Raw genomic sequence first — 16,507 nt, 5'->3', positions numbered from 1 at the left:
TTACTAAAACAAAACTAGATACTTTCCACTTTCTCCGGCTCTACACGCCCCGGCTCAAACGAATCCACATTCGTCAACTCCAGTAATTGCGCTTCATCTAATCCTTCAATCAAGATTAAATCCTGAATAACTTCTGCGCCCAAGGCTTTATCGAGGGTTAACACCATGATAGCTTCCCCGCCGACCTCTGTTCGTCCAACCTGCATCGTACCAATATTGATTCCATAGTTCCCGAGTAGTGAGCCCACTTTACCGATCATCCCCGGTACGTCGCGGTGTTTGATATATAAAAGGTATTTTTCAGGTTTTACATCTATTCGGTATTCGTTTATTTTCAAAATCCTTGCACCATAGCCGTTTAAGACGGTTGCGCCAATTCGCGCAGTCTCCAATCCGTTGGAAACTGAAAGCTCCATAAAATTCGCAAAGCCTTTATTGTTAGCATTTTTCACTACATTATAGGAAACACCCTGCTCCTTCAAAAGGTGAAGTGCGTTTATGAGATTGACAGAATCACTTAAATGGTAGGATAGGATGCCTTTTAAGAGAGTACGAGTCAGTAACTCGGTATCCTCATCAATTAAATCACCGTAATAATTGATTTCAATTTTTGCAGGAGCTTGCTTATTTAATAATTGAATCACAAGCTGCCCCATCTGATCGCCCAGCAGTAAATAGGGCTGTAGCTTCGCTTGCGTTTCTCCAGACATTTGCGGCATGTTGACGGCATTTTGAATCGACTGTGTTTCAAATATCTCGATAATTTCAGCGCTCACCTCTTGGGCAACCTTTTCCTGTGCTTCTACAGTGGAAGCGCCAAGATGCGGCGTGACAATGATATTAGGATTTTGCAGCAATTCTGGATCGGCAACCGGTTCTTTTTCGAATACATCAAGGGCAGCACCTGCAACATGCCCGGACTTAATGGCTCTAACTAAAGCTTTCTCGTCTATTACACCGCCACGGGCGCAGTTTACAAAGCGAACACCTTTTTTCGTTTTGCTTAAATAGTCGTCGTTGATTAACCCTCTCGTATCATTCGTCAGAGGCGTATGAATCGTGATAAAATCGGATTCCTGGGCAATTAAATCGAGGCTTGCCTTCGTCATCCCGAGTTTCTTTGCGCGCTCTTCTGTTAAATAAGGATCAAATCCCAGGATGTTCATACCAAAGCTTTTTGCCCGTTTTGCCACTTCTGTTCCAATTTTACCCATACCGATAACGCCAAGCGTTTTTTTATACAATTCCACCCCTTTAAAGGAGTTGCGATCCCATTCACCGCCAGCGGTCTTTTGATGTGCTTGAGGAATTTTCCGCGCTAATGACAACATCATCGCTAATGTATGCTCTGTTGCAGCAATTGTATTTGCCCCCGGAGCGTTAATGACAATGATCCCTTTTCGGGTCGCAGCATTGACATCGATGTTATCGACTCCAACACCTGCGCGGGCAATGACCCGAAGACGGTCTGCAGCCAAGAGCAGTTCTTCGGTTACCTTTGTTTGGCTTCTCACAATTAAAGCATCGTAATCGCCAATAATGTTTTTCAACTCTTCGGTCGGCAATGTAGGCTGCCGATCTACGATAAAATGGGGATGCTCCATAAGACTCACCAAACCAGTGCTGCTAATACCATCTGTTACAAGAACTTTATACATGCTTTTTCCAACCTCCTCAGCTATTTACAAAGCGATACCATTCATTTTCATGTAATACTACTTCTATGCGAGTAAAACGTTGGGCAATACCCAATGAATCTATCAGAAACATTTCTCCTTTCTTCAAAAATAGAAAACGTCCCTCATAACAGACAAGAAAATGCCTGTTATGAGGGACGTGAATGAACGTGGTGCCACCCTCTTTTGCTGCTTGAAAAATAAGAGCAGCCTCTTAAATGTAACGGCTTTACACCGGGCATGCCTACTAATAGTTCAGCTGCCAGTTCAGAAGGGCTAGGTTAAATAAGAATTAGCACCGGTTCGCACCTACCACCGGCTCTCTGTGGCTTTTTCTTACTACCGTCTTCATCATTACTATTTAATAGTGTATAATTAATTGAAATTTCTAATTAAGATGAATATAGGGATTATTCTACAACCTTTTCTTCAAGATTGTAAAGGGCTAAAGCAGAAAATATTTTTCATTTTTTTTTGAAAAATTTTAGGAAAAAAAAGCAAGCCTATTATGGCGCGTAAGGAAACGGTTTCACTGGAAAACAATCAAACAAATCTATTGTAAAAAAATAAAGAGAATCATATAATGTCTACAATAGAAAAACATTTGTGCGCCACAAGTGGACAATTACAGGAGGGGATCTGTATGAAAGCAATCTCGATAGGGTTATTAGGATTAGGCACAGTTGGTTCGGGCGTAGTAAAAATTATTGAAAATCACCAAGATAAATTAATCCATCAAGTGGGGTGTCCGGTTGTTGTTAAAAAGATCCTTGTCCAGGACCTACATAAGAATAGACCGGTTGAAGTAGATTCAAAGACGTTAACTTCCAACCCTGATGATATCCTTTTAGACCAGGAAATTGATGTCGTTATTGAGGTTATGGGCGGGGTGGATGATACAAAAGACTATTTGATTACCGCTCTTCGCCAAGGCAAGCATGTGGTAACAGCCAATAAAGATTTGATGGCCCTCCATGGTTCCGAGCTCTTAACAGTCGCCACAGAACATGGCTGTGACCTCTTTTACGAAGCAAGTGTGGCTGGCGGTATTCCAGTCTTAAGAGGTCTTGTTGACGGCCTTGCGTCAGACCGGATTACACAAATGATGGGAATTGTGAATGGAACAACCAATTATATTTTAACAAAAATGAGTGATGAAGGACGTTCATATGAAGAGGTCCTTAAAGAAGCGCAGGAGCTCGGCTTTGCAGAAGCAGATCCAACTGCTGATGTTGAAGGACTTGATGCAGCACGAAAAATGACCATTCTCGCTACATTAGGGTTTTCAATGCATATTGATCTGGACGATGTAAAGGTCAGCGGTATTTCCAGCATTACCGAAGAAGACTTAAGCTACGGTAAACAATTAGGCTATACGATGAAATTAATCGGCTATGCCGGGCGTGAGGGTGAAAAGGTCGAGGTCAGTGTCGCACCTACATTCCTATCAAACAATCACCCACTTGCCTCTGTGCAAAATGAATACAATGCGGTTTATGTGTACGGAGAAGCCGTCGGCGAAACGATGTTTTACGGTCCTGGTGCAGGAAGCATGCCAACCGCAACAGCAGTCGTATCGGACCTTGTTGGAGTCATTAAAAATTTACGACTTGGCGTAAATGGCCGCAGTGCTGTTACACCGCAATATCCAAAGCGGTTAAAGGATAATGAAGAAAAGTTCTCCAAATACTTCCTCAGGATTCATGTCCAGGATGAAGTGGGTGTGTTTGCCGATATTACCGCAATTTTTGCTAGAAATGGGGTAAGTTTTGAAAAAATTCTGCAGTTGCCAATTAAGAAAAATGAGACATCAGAAATTGTCTTAGTTACACACAAAGCTTCAGAAACTAATTATGATAAGATTTTACTGGAATTATACGATTTAAGCGCAGTTAAGGAAGTAAAAAGTGCATATAGAGTGGTGAGGAAAGCATGATGAGATGGCCGGGATTATTAGAAGCATATAAAGAATATTTACCAATTAACGAACAAACACCTAAGCTTACGCTAAATGAGGGAAATACACCGTTAATCAAACTTGAAAGGCTATCCCAGGAATGGGGCGTTGAGCTTTATGTAAAAGTTGAAGGGGCTAACCCAACCGGTTCTTTCAAAGACAGAGGTATGGTTATGGCTGTTGCCAAGGCAGTAGAGGAAGGCAGTAAAACCGTTATCTGTGCATCCACAGGAAATACATCAGCGGCAGCGGCAGCATATGCGGCACGGGCCGGGATTAATTGTATCGTTGTCATCCCAGAAGGAAAAATTGCGCTGGGAAAACTGGCGCAAGCAATGATGTATGGAGCAGAAATTATCTCAATTGAGGGAAATTTCGACGAAGCGTTAAAAATGGTGCGAAATATTAGTAAGGTAGAACCGATAGCGCTTGTAAATTCAGTCAATCCTTATCGGCTTGAGGGACAAAAAACAGCCGCATTTGAAGTGTGTGACCAGCTTGGGGCTGCACCTGAAATTTTAGCAATTCCGGTTGGAAATGCCGGAAATATCAGTGCATATTGGAAAGGGTTTAAAGAATACAACAAGAAGAAGGAGACGGGACTGCCACGAATGTTTGGCTTTGAAGCAGCGGGTGCGGCAGCACTTGTCCATAATCGCGTCTTTGAAAATCCGGAAACCATAGCAACAGCCATTCGAATTGGTAATCCTGCAAGCTGGGATCTTGCAGTGAATGCCGTCGAAGAATCCCATGGCCAATTTGATGAAGTAAGCGATGAAGAAATTATTACCGCTTATAAAAAATTAGCAGCCGCTGAAGGTGTATTTGCTGAACCTGCATCCTGCGCATCCATTGCCGGCGTGTATAAGAGTATCCAAAATGGAAAAATCAGCAAAGGGACAAGAATTGTCGCTGTGCTGACAGGTAATGGTTTAAAGGACCCTGACACAGCTATCAATAGCAGTCTTGTCACACCAGTTCCATTACCAAACGATGAAAAAGCTGTTGCTGAACATATTCGAGGAGTTGTCCGCGGATGACTTTACATGATCGCTTTGTGATTAAAGTACCTTCGAGTACAGCAAACCTTGGGCCTGGCTTTGATTCAATCGGTCTAGCATTAAATTTATATCTAACATTAGAAATCGAGAAGAACGACCAGTGGGAATGCTATTCTTCATGTGAGGAATTGAAGGATCTCCCAACCGATGAGAGCCATTTTATCTGCCAAGTTGCCATTAAGACCGCCGCTAATTATGGAATAGAGTTACCTCCTTGTAAAATAAAAATAGAGAGTGAGATTCCCTTAGCGCGAGGTCTTGGCTCAAGTGCGGCGGCGATTGTTGCCGGCATTGAGCTTGCGGATGCGGTTGGCGGCTTACGTTTAACGAAGAACGAAAAGCTTCTGCTTGCTACAAAGTGGGAAGGGCATCCGGATAATGTGGGTGCTTCTCTATTTGGAGGACTTGTCATCGGAAGGTATGATCAACATGACGTAGATATGCTTTCCATTACTGACCTCCCTGTCGAAATGGTGACGGTGATACCGAAGGAAATCTTATTGACGAAGGAATCGCGCGATGTTTTACCTGCCGCCTATTCACGGCAAGAGGCTGTTCAGGCTTCTTCCACTGCCAACCTTTTGATTGCTGCTCTAGTAAGTCAAAATTGGAATCTTGCCGGAAAAATGATGGGACAAGACCGTTTCCATCAGCCCTATCGACAAGCGCTGATTCATTTTTATCAAGAGATTGAGTCATGTGCAAAGTCCAACGGGGCATTCGGAGTAGCATTGAGCGGTGCCGGGCCAACTGTCATTTGCTTTAGTGAAAAAGGAAAAGGGCAGGAGCTGGCGTATGCCTTAGGTCAGGAATTTCCCAGCATGACTGTAAAAAGGTTGTCAATCGATTATTTCGGCAGCTGTGTAAAGGAAGTAGAGGAATTTGTGAAATAAACGGGACAGCAGCGGCTGCCCCGTTTATTTTTTGGCTATAAATTCCTCAAAATCCACGATGCTTAACGGTTTGCTAAACAAATACCCTTGCATTTGAACACAATTTTTCGATAGAAGGAAATCCTTTTGATATTCTTCTTCGACACCTTCTGCGATGACATCGAGATGGAGGCTGCGAGCAAGATTAATGATCGCTTCTGCAATCTCGGCGTTTTCATGATTCTCATTTATATTCTGGATAAAGGATTTATCGATTTTCAAAGTGTTAATCGGTAAATCTTTTAAATAGCTTAAGGAAGAGTATCCTGTTCCGAAATCGTCAATAGAAACAGCAATTCCCATCGCTTTTAGTGATTTGAGTGCTTGGATGATTTCGCTTGAATTCGTTAAGAGAATGCTCTCGGTAATCTCTATTTCTAAATTATTCGGTGGTAACTGACTTTCAGTTAGAATTTCTTTAACACGTTTGACCATCTGTAATGGTTCCTGAAATTGACGTGCCGAGAAGTTAATGGATATCGATAAAGGCTGTGGAAGGGTTGCATTCCATATGCTAACCTGCCGACAGGCCATGTTCATTACTAGTTCCCATAAGGGCTGGATTAACCCCGTATCTTCTGCAATGGGAATAAACACATCTGGTGAGACGACGCCAAAGACATCATCTGTCCATCTTACCAAGGCCTCTGCGCCAAATAAGGTTCCTGTATCAACATTGATTTTCGGTTGATAGAATACTTCAATTTTTTTATTATCAATTGCTTTCCTTAAATGCGCTTCTAAACGTGGTCTTTCAATGTTTGATTGACTTAATTTCTCAGAATAAATGGTTACTTTATTACCACCGGTCTTTTTCGCAGAATACATAGCTAAGTCCGCATAAATGATGAGGGTATCCATGTTTTTTGTATGCTCTGGGTAGATGCTGATGCCGCAGCTAGCACTGAGATAAATTTCCTTGCCATTTAATGAGTAGGATTTTTTTAAATGATTGACAACCTTTTCTGCTGCAGCCTTTGTTTCATCGATCGCAAGATTCTTGAGTAAAATAATAAATTCATCGCCGCCCTGCCTTGTGATGATCGTGTTATCATCCACCGGAAGACAATCCTTAATCCTCCCTGACGCAATTTTTAGGATTTCATCCCCATTGTTATGCCCAAACGAATCGTTTACCTGTTTAAAGCGATCCAAATCAATGAATAGAACTGACACGGTTTCCCCTGTTTCATCCGCATGATCAATGATTCGTTTTAGCCTTTCTTGGAAATAGCGTCTGTTTAACAGACCTGTTAATGGATCATGGTAGGCCTGGTATTCGATAAGCTCTTTACTTTGATTTAAATCCTCCAGATAACCGTGCAAATGATTTGACATGGCATTTACGTTTTCGGTGAGCAGTCCTAATTCATCTTTACGTTTTAACTTTAATTTTTTTCCAAAGTTCCCTTGCGCAATTTCATTTACATGCTCAACGATATAGCCGATTGGCTGGGTGATCGACCTTGAAAATAGAAAGCTAACAATTAACACGATAATCATAATCGCGATGGATAACAAAATATGTACTTTTAACTCGTGAACCAGTTCCGCATGAATTAATCCATAATTATAAACAAGGCCAATGACGAATGGCTGATCATTTTTTGAAAAAATAGGGACGAAGGTTTTCCTGACCAATTTGCCATTAAGATTCCCTTTATAGACTTGAACTTTTTTCTCTGTAATTGCCTTTTTGACTAGATTCGCATCAGTTGTGTAGTTTTGATATTTATACTCTCCGTACCAAATAGGCAGTGCCGAAATGCGAATATATTTATTGCCGTTTAAATGGACAACTTCCTCCTTTTTGCCAAAGTTTTTCGGATTAAATACAGTTACCTCCAATATGCCTTCTTCCTTTGTAAAGTCCTTGATGATTTTCCAAGGCCCGAATCGTTTTTCATAATCAGTTATTTTGTCACGAAAATACGGGTTGATAATATAATTCGTTGTCCCATCAAAGTAATAGCCCCATTTATCAATGTGTTTCGGATTAGATGAAGCGACCTCAATCGGACCGGACCAGTAATTTGGCAAGGTAATTCCCTTTCCAACGGAAACGGGCTTTAAGGAAAAAAGCTGAAGATAAGCATCATACCAATAGCCCCAGCCTTTAGTGGACATGCCGATTTCATGAGGGTCGGAGGACCTTACGCCGACAATGTCATTACTTGTTTTTGCCAATAAGGTAATATGGGAAACACCGGTTTCCTTTGCTAAAGAAACCAGCTGCTCGTTGGTGATATCTTGATATCGTGCCGGAAGCACATTTTTTATGGCTAATGAAGCCGTTCGCAAGTCTTTGCCAAGAATGTCTTCTACATATAAGCTGCTGCTTTTCGTATTTTTGACTTGAAAAGAAACCTCTTTAACAATCATTTTGATGACGATTTCGTTATATTCAAGCAGTTGATTTTTCGAACGAAAATAATGAAAGGCATTATTGGTTAATAAAATGAGAAAAACTAAAAGACTAAAAAGCAACGGAATCTTTCTTTTAATCGACAATGACGCAGCACCCCAATTTGCATTCCTTTCTATCTATTTTTTTCAAGTAAATTTATTTTATTACATAGAAAAAAGCCAATTTATTATTTGGAGTATGATAAAATAGTGTAAATATTATGAAAATGAGGAGGAGGGATATGAATTGAAGCTGCCACTCATTCAAACTAAACTACGGATTCCCGTGGTAAAGGATGATTTTATCAGAAGGGCAAAGCTTACACAGAAAATGAAAGAGATGAATGACTATCCTTTGACCATTATCCATTCCGGAGCCGGGTTTGGAAAAAGTACGGCACTTGCTTTATTTATGACGGATGAAAAAATTCCAGGCTGCTGGTATTCCCTTTCCTCTATGGATGATGACATCCTGCCCTTTCTCACCTACATCGTTCAATCTATTCGTAGAGTTATACCGGATTTTGGGATGGAATTAGCTGCTTTTATCGATACAATGGACCGCTACATTAAGGAAGAAGAACTTAGCATTCTTTCTTCTCTTTTTATGAATGAAATCCTTGCAGCTGATTCGCCCATTACACTCATTTTGGATGACTTTCATCAAATTGAACACTCCTATACCATCAATAGCTGGATGGAAAAATTACTAGAACATATCCCCTCTAATTTACATATGGTCATTTCCAGCCGCAGCCGCCCAGGGTGGAAACAGTTGACGAAAATGAAAGCCTGCGGACAATTATTAGAAATAACAAGAGAAGACTTAGTGCTTACGATTGAAGAAATGGAACTCCTTTTAACGGATCTATATGGTTTAGAAATGGAGTTCCAACAATTGCATACGATTTTTGAAATGACAGAGGGCTGGGTCATCGCGATATGCATGATTGCCCAGCAGATTCCTTTAAAAAGGGATATTTCCGAGCTTTTTGAACATTCCTCACACTCGCTGCACGACTTTTTTCAGTATTTAGTGATGGAAGTGTTTTCGAAACAGCCGCCAATTATCCAGCAGTTCCTTGAGCAAACTTCGATATTCGAAGAAATAGAGGAGGAAATCTGTCATGAAGTTATCGGGCTGCAAGGAGCTGCGGTCATGCTTGAGCAATTGAAGGACCGGAATTTATTCATCCAAAAGGTTGGTTTGAACCATTATCGTTATCACGCCTTATTTAGAGAGTTTCTCGAAAATATGTTTCAAAAAAATAATCCTGGTCAGTATGCTGCACTTAATGAGAGATGCGCCCGTTTTTATGAAAAAAGACGGCTATGGGAAGAAGCGCTTTATCATTATAAAAGGATTCATCACCATAAAGCGATTGCCTCCATTTTACAAGAGAACGGCTTACAAATGCTTGAGAGCGGCAAATTGGAAAGCCTATACGATCAATTATCGATTCTTCCTCAAGTGGAGTTGGAAGCGTACTATCTTCTTTGGTATTTAAAAGCGGAAATCCACCGCTACCGTTCTCAATACCAAGAGGCTGAAGTGTGTTATGAAAGGTCTCTTTTTGGTGCGAAACAAAAGCACGATAATCTTGGGATGAGTATGGCCCTTGAAGGAAAGGCGAAGATTTTTTTAGACACCATTCAGCCGCACCATGCCGAACGTCTTTTATACGAAGCGATTCATCATCGAGAAAAACTTAGTGGTTTTGATGAAGAAAAGGGGAAACTCTATCAATTACTATCTGAGAATCTTTTAAACTTAGGGAAAGCATCTGAGGCTGAGAGGTGGATTGAAAAAACAAAGGCAGCTAATTTCGATGGGAATTTAGAAGCAAGATTGTATCTAAGAACCGGCCGATTCGAGGAGGCAAAGAAAGTCCTCTATAAAGAAAAGGTGAAAGGTACAATTGGTTACTTACTACCGCAAGCCCATCGCGAAACGGATCTATTGCTTTCCTTAATTGAAGCCTTTACCGGCGAGGGAGAAAAAGCCAAGGAACTCGCCCAACAGGGAATTCAACAAGGAATAAGTCTTAAAGCTCCGTTCGTTGAAGCATGCGGCTGGATTCGCATGGGTCATGCCGTGCAAATTTTAAATAAATATGAATCCCATTTAGCCGAAAATTGCTACCAAACAGCCTTAGAAATCATGGGCCAGCTCGGTGTCAACAGAGGGAAGGCCGAGCCCTTAATGGGACTTTGTATTTTATACGGAACACGGGGAGAACTGGAGCGGGCCTTGGATGTTGGCAAAAAGGCATTGCAGGAAACAGAAAAGGTACAAGATGTTTGGCTGTCAGCTTGCATTACTCTTTGCATGGGGATTACCTGCATATATAATGAACAGCTGCCAATGGCACTTCGTTACTTGGAAAAAGCAGATTCTTCCTTTCAGCAATGTGGGGATTCCTTTGGACAAATGCTTAGTAAATTTTGGTTTTCCTATCTTTATTATTGGAGGAAAAGACCTGAAGATTTTAAAGAAACAATGGGTGAATGTTTAACCCTATTACAAAATCAAGACTATGAGTTCTTTTTATATCACAGATCTGTATTCGGCCCAAGGGATCTCCAAGTGTTTGTGCCGTTGTTACTTGAGTGCATAAGCATGAATATTCAGAAGTCGTTTGTTAGAAAAGTCTTACAGGATTTAGGGATCAACACATTGGACTCCCATCCCGGGTATTCCATTCGTGTGCAGACTCTTGGCCAATTCCGACTATGGCTTGGTGAGAAAGAGGCGGCGGAAAAGGAATGGCAGAGAGAAAAGGCAAAAGAATTATTTCAGTTATTCATCACTGTAAGTGAGCCGATGACCAAGGACGAAATCATGCAAATTCTTTGGCCAAATCAAGATAAAAAGAGTGCTGATCGTGATTTCAAGGTTGCCTTAAATAGCCTACAGCATGTCTTAGAACCAACACGGAAAGCAAGAGCGAATCCTTTCTTTATCATTCGCGACGGGATGTTTTACGGGTTAAATCCAAATGCCGTGATTGAAGTAGATACATCTCATTTTCAGGCTTTAATTCAAGCGGGTCTGAATGAAACCGATGAAGAAAAGGTTATTTATTCCCTTGAGAGCGGACTGACTCTATATCAAGGCGACTATTTGCCAGACCGTCGCTATGATGATTGGTGTATAAGTAAAAGAGAGAGTCTGCTTGTTTATTTTTTACGCGGTGCCGAAAAAATAGCGCAATTAAGGGTTCGCCGTGAAAATTACGACGCGGCAATCTATTGGTGTGAAAAAATCCTCGAACGTGACCGCACATGGGAAGAAGCCTATCGCTTATTAATGTATTGCTATTATCGAAAAAATAACCGCCCCCATGCGATGAAATGGTACCAAAAATGCACTGAAGTTTTGGAGGTTGAATTGGGCGTTACCCCATTAGAGCCGACAAGGCATATGTACAATATGATCATTGAATCAGAAAGTATTTTTAAATCGATTGAACAGCCTTAACGGTAGGGCTGTTTTTTTATTCAAGCCTTGTGCATTTCTTTTTTGTAACTCCTCTGTAACTTCCTGCGCCTATTCTTAAATCAATGCTTGCAAGTTTTGAAGTAAACATTTTAAGGGGGAAAAGCTGTGAAGGGGTATCGCGGAAAATGGGCATTAGTTGGGTTACTTATGTTTTTAATGATTTTTGCCAGTGCTTGCAGTTCTGACAAGTCAACATCAGAGCCGAAGGACGATGGTGGTGGGAAAACAGAAAATAAAGCTCCAATTAAAATCGGGGTACTTGCCTCTAAAACGGGCGCACTCGAGTCTTATGGAAAACAAACATTAAGAGGATTTGAGCTCGGGCTTGATTATGCAACAGAAGGAAAAATGGAGGTGGCTGGAAGAAAGATTGAATTCATTGTCGAAGATACAGAAACAAAGCCAGAGGTCGCCGTGCAAAAAGCCACGAAGTTATTAGAAGAGGATAAGGTTGATTTCCTAGTAGGATCGTCCAGCTCGGCAGACACGTTAGCGGTGTTGCCGCTGGCAGAGGAATATCAAAAGATTATGGTTGTTGAACCAGCGGCTGCTGATAGTATTACAGGTTCAGAGTTTAATAAGTATATGTTCCATTCTGCGCGTAACTCCTCACAGGATGCGGTTGCTGGTGCAGCAGCGATTGCCAAAAAGGGCGTAAAGATTGCAACCCTAGCACCGGACTACTCCTTTGGTCGTGACGGTGTGGCGGCCTTTAAAGAAGCAGCAGAAAAATTGGGCGCTGATATTGTTAAGGAAGAATATGCAGATCCTGCTGCAACAGACTTTACCTCTAATATTCAAAAAATCATCGATGCAAAACCTGATTATCTCTTTGTTGTTTGGGCAGGGGCCAACTCCCCATGGAAGCAAATTGCTGACATGAAGGTACAGGATAAAGGAATCAAGATTTCTACAGGGGCACCGGATATTGCCGCATTATCGACAATGGAGCCGTTGATTGGCATGGAAGGCTTCACCGTTTATTATCATGACCTGCCAAAAAATAAAATGAATGACTGGCTAGTAGCAGAACACAAGAAACGCTTTAACGGTGATGTTCCTGATTTGTTTACACCAGGCGGGATGAGTGCAGCCATTTCCATAGTAGAAGCATTGAAGAAAACAAATGGTGAGGCGGATGCTGATACATTAATCAAAACGATGGAAGGCATGAGCTTTGAAACACCGAAAGGAAAAATGACCTACCGGGCGGAGGATCACCAAGCCCTGCAAACTTTGTATGCAATTAAATTAGAGAAGAAAGACGGTGTCTCATACCCGGTACCAGTACTAATCAGGGAACTGACTCCTGAGGAGACAGCTCCGCCAATCAGAAATAAGTAAGATTCATATTAAGAAAAATGACGGGGGTTAGACCAACTGCAACACGGTCACCCTCTTCCTTATTATTTAAGGCGGTGAAGCGTATGTCTGTGCTTATTGAAACAACTGATTTATCCATTATCTTTGGCGGCCATACTGCCGTGGATGGTGTCAGCATTTCTGTCCCTGAGAAACACTTTAAGTCCATTATTGGACCGAATGGTGCCGGGAAAACAACCTTTTTCAATCTTCTAAGCGGTCAATTAATGCCGACTAAAGGGAAAATCTTTTATCGCGGCAAGGATATCACGAAATATTCGCCGACAATCCGCACAAGAGAAGGGATTGGCCGTTCCTTTCAAATTACCAATGTATTTCCTAATTTAACCGTGTTGGAGAATGTAAGATTAGCCGTCCAATCGCAGGCGGGAATTCGTTACCAGATGTTGTTTCATTATAAAAAATATCGTGCATTTGAAAAAAAGGCATTAGACTGGCTCAAGCTTGTCCTGTTAAACGATAAAAAGGAATCATTGGCAAGCAATCTTGCCCATGGCGAAAAACGGAAGCTGGAAATTGCGATGCTGCTGGCGCTAGAGACGGAAGTTCTTTTACTAGATGAACCAACAGCAGGAATGTCATTAGAGGAAGTTCCGGCCATTTTAGAAGTGATTAAGCGAATAAAGGAACAAGGGAACCGGACGATAATCCTGATTGAGCACAAGATGGATATGATCCTCGATTTATCGGATTCGGTGATGGTCCTCTTTAATGGAAGGCTATTGGCTGATGGAACCCCGGAAGAGATTATGAACAATGAAACCGTGCAGTCTGCCTACTTAGGAGGTCAAATGGATGAACGACCTGTTGAAACTTGATCATATAGAAACCCATATCGGTCAATACCACATTCTCCAAGGTGTTTCCATTGAGGTGAAAAAAGGGGAAGTAACGGTTCTTCTTGGAAGAAATGGAGCCGGAAAAACAACAACATTACGAACGATAATGGGGCTAAATCCTGCCACGAAAGGAAGTGTTACATTTAAGGGGGAATCGATTCAGTCTCTTCCAACCTATGCGATTGCGAAAAAGGGCATTGGATATGTTCCCGAAGATCAGGGGATTTTTGCCGGACTAACCGTTGAGGAAAATATGAGAGTAGCCATTCAAAAAGATGATGAGGAAACCGCTAAACGGATGGATTCAATCTTACATTTGTTCCCTGACTTGAAAACGTTCTGGAAAAAACCGGGCGGCCTGTTAAGCGGCGGACAAAAACAAATGCTTTCCATCGCAAGGGCCTATGTAAACGAAAATGAATTGCTATTAATTGATGAGCCAAGTAAAGGCTTGGCCCCAATCGTCGTCGAGAAGGTAATGGAATCGATTATACAAATGAAAGATCAAACCACCATCGTGTTAGTGGAGCAAAACTTCATGATGGCGAGTACGATTGGTGATTGTTTTTACATCATTGATGATGGCAGAACGGTCAGTCATGGAACCATGAAGCAATTAAAAGAAGATGAAAAAATGAAACGGAAATATTTAGGAATTGCGTAAGGAAGGAGGGGCGGCTAAGTGGATTTGATCATAAATTTAACCTTAAATGGTCTGGCGACAGGGATGCTAATTTTTTTATTGGCGGCCGGTTTAACGCTTATTTTCGGTTTGATGGATGTACTGAATTTTGCTCACGGTGGATTATTCGCCTGGGGAGCGTACAGCGGCCTTTGGGTTTATTCGCAGACAAATAGCTTTATCATCGGGATTATTGGCGCAATCTTGACCGGATTTCTGCTCGGAATTATCACTGAAAGATGGATTATTAAACCGGTATATGGAAATCATGTGCAGCAAATCTTAATCACACTTGGTCTGATGCTTGTTTTATCCGAAATGCTGAAGGTTATTTGGGGACCCAATCAAATCACGGCATCGCCTCCGGATTATTTAAAGGGAAGTTGGGAGCTAGGCGGCGTTATTATTATCAAGTACCGGGTATTTATCATAGTAGTCGGGTTTCTCATTTTTGCAGGGGTGCAATTTTTGCTTAAAAAAACAAAGATTGGCCTTGTTGTCCGAGCCGGTGTCATGAATAAAGAAATGGTGCAAGCACTTGGAATCAATATTCAAAGGGTGTTTATGTTTGTTTTTATGATTGGTGCCGGGATGGCGGCGCTAGGCGGGGTGCTGCTTGGACCGTATTCCGGTGTTATTCATGCCGGTATGGGGATGGAATTCGCCATCTTAGCCTTTATTGTCGTTGTCATTGGGGGAATGGGAAATTTCAAAGGTTCGGTACTGGCGGCGATTCTGGTTGGGCTTTCAGGCTCATTTATGGCTTATTATGTTCCAGATTTATCATTGGCCGTTAATATGCTCCTAATGGCGATCGTGTTAATTATTCGACCGCAGGGCTTATTTGGAGCGAGGGGGTGAGAAGATGCGATGGATTCAAGGAAATAGAATGACGGCTATCATTTTAGTCATTGCTGCTTTTCTGCTCCTTTTGCCGTTTATCTATGAATCAAGAAACTTACTCATTTTATTAACACAGGTGTTTGTTTTTTCGATCTTTGCGATGAGTTATGACTTATTGCTAGGATTTACTGGAATCGTTTCCTTTGGTCACGCCATGTTTTTTGGCATTGGGGCCTATACGATGGGGATTTTTATGAAACGGTTTGAACCAACGCTAGGGTATTTCCTTCTAGCCGTGCTGGTGACAATTGTGCTAACCGCCTTCGTTAGCTTCCTTGTTGGGCTGCTCACCCTTCGTTTAAAAAGTCATTTCTATGCGATGTTAACCCTATCGTTATCAGGACTTTTTCTTGTCCTGGCGGAGAAATGGCGGACGATGACCTATGGAAATGATGGCTTTACCTTTCGCGTCCCGGAACAGTTTATCGACCGAACTAATTTTTATTTGCTTAGTTTAATCGTTATGCTTGTGGTATTTCTCATCTTAAAACGGTTTACCAATTCCCCGCTTGGCCGGGTCCTTCAAGCGGTTAGGGAAAATGAACAACGAACAGAATCATTAGGGTTCCATGTCCTACATTATAAAATTGCTGCAAGTGTGGTTTCCGGTGTATTAGCAGGTATCGCTGGAATTTTGTATGCGATTTCGCTTCGATTTGTGAATACAAGTGTGTTTGCAATGGATATCACCTTGGATGCTTTATTAATGACGATTATTGGTGGTGTGGGTACATTGGTCGGCGCCATGATTGGAGCAGGTTTAATTGAGTTTGCCCATCATTGGTTGACCGAACTGGCGAAGGAGCATTGGATTTTTGAGCGCTGGATTATTTTCTTTGGCATTATTTATATTTTGGTCGTGATGTTTTTCCCAAAAGGTATTGTCGGAACTTTAAGCACACTTTCCTGGAAACGGAAAAAACAGCAGACGGTAAAAAAGGAAGAAAAAGTGGTGGGATAGAAGGTGGAAATGCGTGGAGCCTAATCAAATTGCGTCCTTCGTCGTTCGGGTTCAATTAGCGGCCGTTGAGAAGGAAACTGGCAGAAAACAATGGCGAATAAAGGTTACCCATGTACAGAAGCAACAGGAAACCTTATTTGGGTCGATGGCGGAAGCAATGGTATATATGGAGGAAATGGCTGAGGAAGCATAGGTGAAAAGGTGA

Annotated in this window: 12 protein-coding genes and 1 other annotated feature; of the genes, 10 read left to right on the top strand and 2 right to left on the bottom strand. The window is 41.7% G+C overall.

Annotated features, from left to right (window positions below):
• Nucleotides 1-14: 14 nt before the first annotated feature.
• Nucleotides 15-1,658, bottom strand: a complete 1,644-nt coding sequence (gene serA / locus G6554_RS12055; RefSeq protein ID WP_166242123.1) for a phosphoglycerate dehydrogenase — start codon at nt 1,656-1,658, stop codon at nt 15-17.
• Nucleotides 1,659-1,827: 169 nt separating this feature from the next.
• Nucleotides 1,828-2,040: a binding site (T-box leader), on the bottom strand.
• Between the two features lie 279 nt (nt 2,041-2,319).
• Between serA and G6554_RS12050 the strand changes: the two genes are divergently transcribed.
• From G6554_RS12050 to thrB, 3 genes are read left to right on the top strand one after another with little or no spacing between them, the layout of a single operon-like run.
• On the top strand, nt 2,320-3,612 hold the full coding sequence (locus G6554_RS12050) for a homoserine dehydrogenase (protein WP_166242121.1): 1,293 nt from the start codon (nt 2,320-2,322) through the stop codon (nt 3,610-3,612).
• Nucleotides 3,612-4,673 carry a threonine synthase gene (gene thrC, locus G6554_RS12045; RefSeq protein WP_166242210.1) on the top strand — a complete coding sequence of 354 codons (1,062 nt, stop codon included), beginning with the start codon at nt 3,612-3,614 and terminating at the stop codon, nt 4,671-4,673. The genes G6554_RS12050 and thrC overlap by 1 nt, the downstream gene beginning before the upstream one ends.
• Nucleotides 4,670-5,587, top strand: coding sequence for a homoserine kinase (gene thrB, locus G6554_RS12040; RefSeq protein WP_166242119.1), 918 nt, complete (start codon nt 4,670-4,672; stop codon nt 5,585-5,587). The genes thrC and thrB overlap by 4 nt, the downstream gene beginning before the upstream one ends.
• Before the next feature lie 24 nt (nt 5,588-5,611).
• Here the strand turns inward: thrB and G6554_RS12035 are convergent, their stop codons facing one another.
• Entirely contained in the window at nt 5,612-8,137 is a 2,526-nt protein-coding gene (locus tag G6554_RS12035; protein WP_166242117.1) for an EAL domain-containing protein, read from the bottom strand.
• Nucleotides 8,138-8,279: 142 nt separating this feature from the next.
• Here G6554_RS12035 and G6554_RS12030 point away from each other — a divergent pair, with 142 nt between their 5' ends.
• The 7 genes from G6554_RS12030 (at nt 8,280) to G6554_RS12000 (ending at nt 16,495) form a co-directional block, all read left to right on the top strand.
• Nucleotides 8,280-11,513: a winged helix-turn-helix domain-containing protein gene (locus G6554_RS12030; RefSeq protein ID WP_166242115.1), complete on the top strand. Its 3,234-nt coding sequence runs from the start codon at nt 8,280-8,282 to the stop codon at nt 11,511-11,513.
• 168 nt (nt 11,514-11,681) lie between these two features.
• On the top strand, nt 11,682-12,878 hold the full coding sequence (locus tag G6554_RS12025) for a substrate-binding domain-containing protein (protein ID WP_166242208.1): 1,197 nt from the start codon (nt 11,682-11,684) through the stop codon (nt 12,876-12,878).
• Between the two features lie 83 nt (nt 12,879-12,961).
• Entirely contained in the window at nt 12,962-13,735 is a 774-nt protein-coding gene (locus G6554_RS12020) for an ABC transporter ATP-binding protein (RefSeq protein ID WP_166242113.1), read from the top strand.
• Entirely contained in the window at nt 13,713-14,420 is a 708-nt protein-coding gene (locus G6554_RS12015) for an ABC transporter ATP-binding protein (protein ID WP_166242111.1), read from the top strand. Before G6554_RS12020 ends, G6554_RS12015 begins: the two co-directional genes overlap by 23 nt.
• A gap of 18 nt (nt 14,421-14,438) precedes the next feature.
• Complete coding sequence (locus G6554_RS12010) at nt 14,439-15,299, top strand: branched-chain amino acid ABC transporter permease (RefSeq protein WP_166242109.1); 861 nt, start codon at nt 14,439-14,441, stop codon at nt 15,297-15,299.
• Between the two features lie 4 nt (nt 15,300-15,303).
• Complete coding sequence (locus G6554_RS12005) at nt 15,304-16,302, top strand: branched-chain amino acid ABC transporter permease (RefSeq protein ID WP_166242107.1); 999 nt, start codon at nt 15,304-15,306, stop codon at nt 16,300-16,302.
• A gap of 13 nt (nt 16,303-16,315) precedes the next feature.
• Nucleotides 16,316-16,495, top strand: a complete 180-nt coding sequence (locus tag G6554_RS12000) for a hypothetical protein (RefSeq protein WP_166242105.1) — start codon at nt 16,316-16,318, stop codon at nt 16,493-16,495.
• Nucleotides 16,496-16,507 lie beyond the last annotated feature (12 nt).

This window comes from Bacillus sp. MM2020_4, from assembly GCF_011250555.1.
Taxonomy (GTDB): Bacteria; Bacillota; Bacilli; order Bacillales; family Cytobacillaceae; genus Neobacillus.
The sequence above is the reverse complement of the archived record's forward strand: the minus strand, read 5'-3'. Positions and strand labels throughout refer to the sequence as shown.

Bases quoted from the DNA above. Each gene is read 5' to 3' on its own strand.
- thrB (WP_166242119.1), top strand. From the start codon at position 4,670: ATGACTTTACATGATCGCTTTGTGATTAAAGTACCTTCGAGTACAGCA.
- G6554_RS12005 (WP_166242107.1), top strand. From the start codon at position 15,304: ATGCGATGGATTCAAGGAAATAGAATGACGGCTATCATTTTAGTCATT.
- thrC (WP_166242210.1), top strand. From the start codon at position 3,612: ATGAGATGGCCGGGATTATTAGAAGCATATAAAGAATATTTACCAATT.
- serA (WP_166242123.1), bottom strand. From the start codon at position 1,658: ATGTATAAAGTTCTTGTAACAGATGGTATTAGCAGCACTGGTTTGGTG.
- G6554_RS12050 (WP_166242121.1), top strand. From the start codon at position 2,320: ATGAAAGCAATCTCGATAGGGTTATTAGGATTAGGCACAGTTGGTTCG.
- G6554_RS12020 (WP_166242113.1), top strand. From the start codon at position 12,962: ATGTCTGTGCTTATTGAAACAACTGATTTATCCATTATCTTTGGCGGC.
- G6554_RS12015 (WP_166242111.1), top strand. From the start codon at position 13,713: ATGAACGACCTGTTGAAACTTGATCATATAGAAACCCATATCGGTCAA.
- G6554_RS12025 (WP_166242208.1), top strand. From the start codon at position 11,682: ATGTTTTTAATGATTTTTGCCAGTGCTTGCAGTTCTGACAAGTCAACA.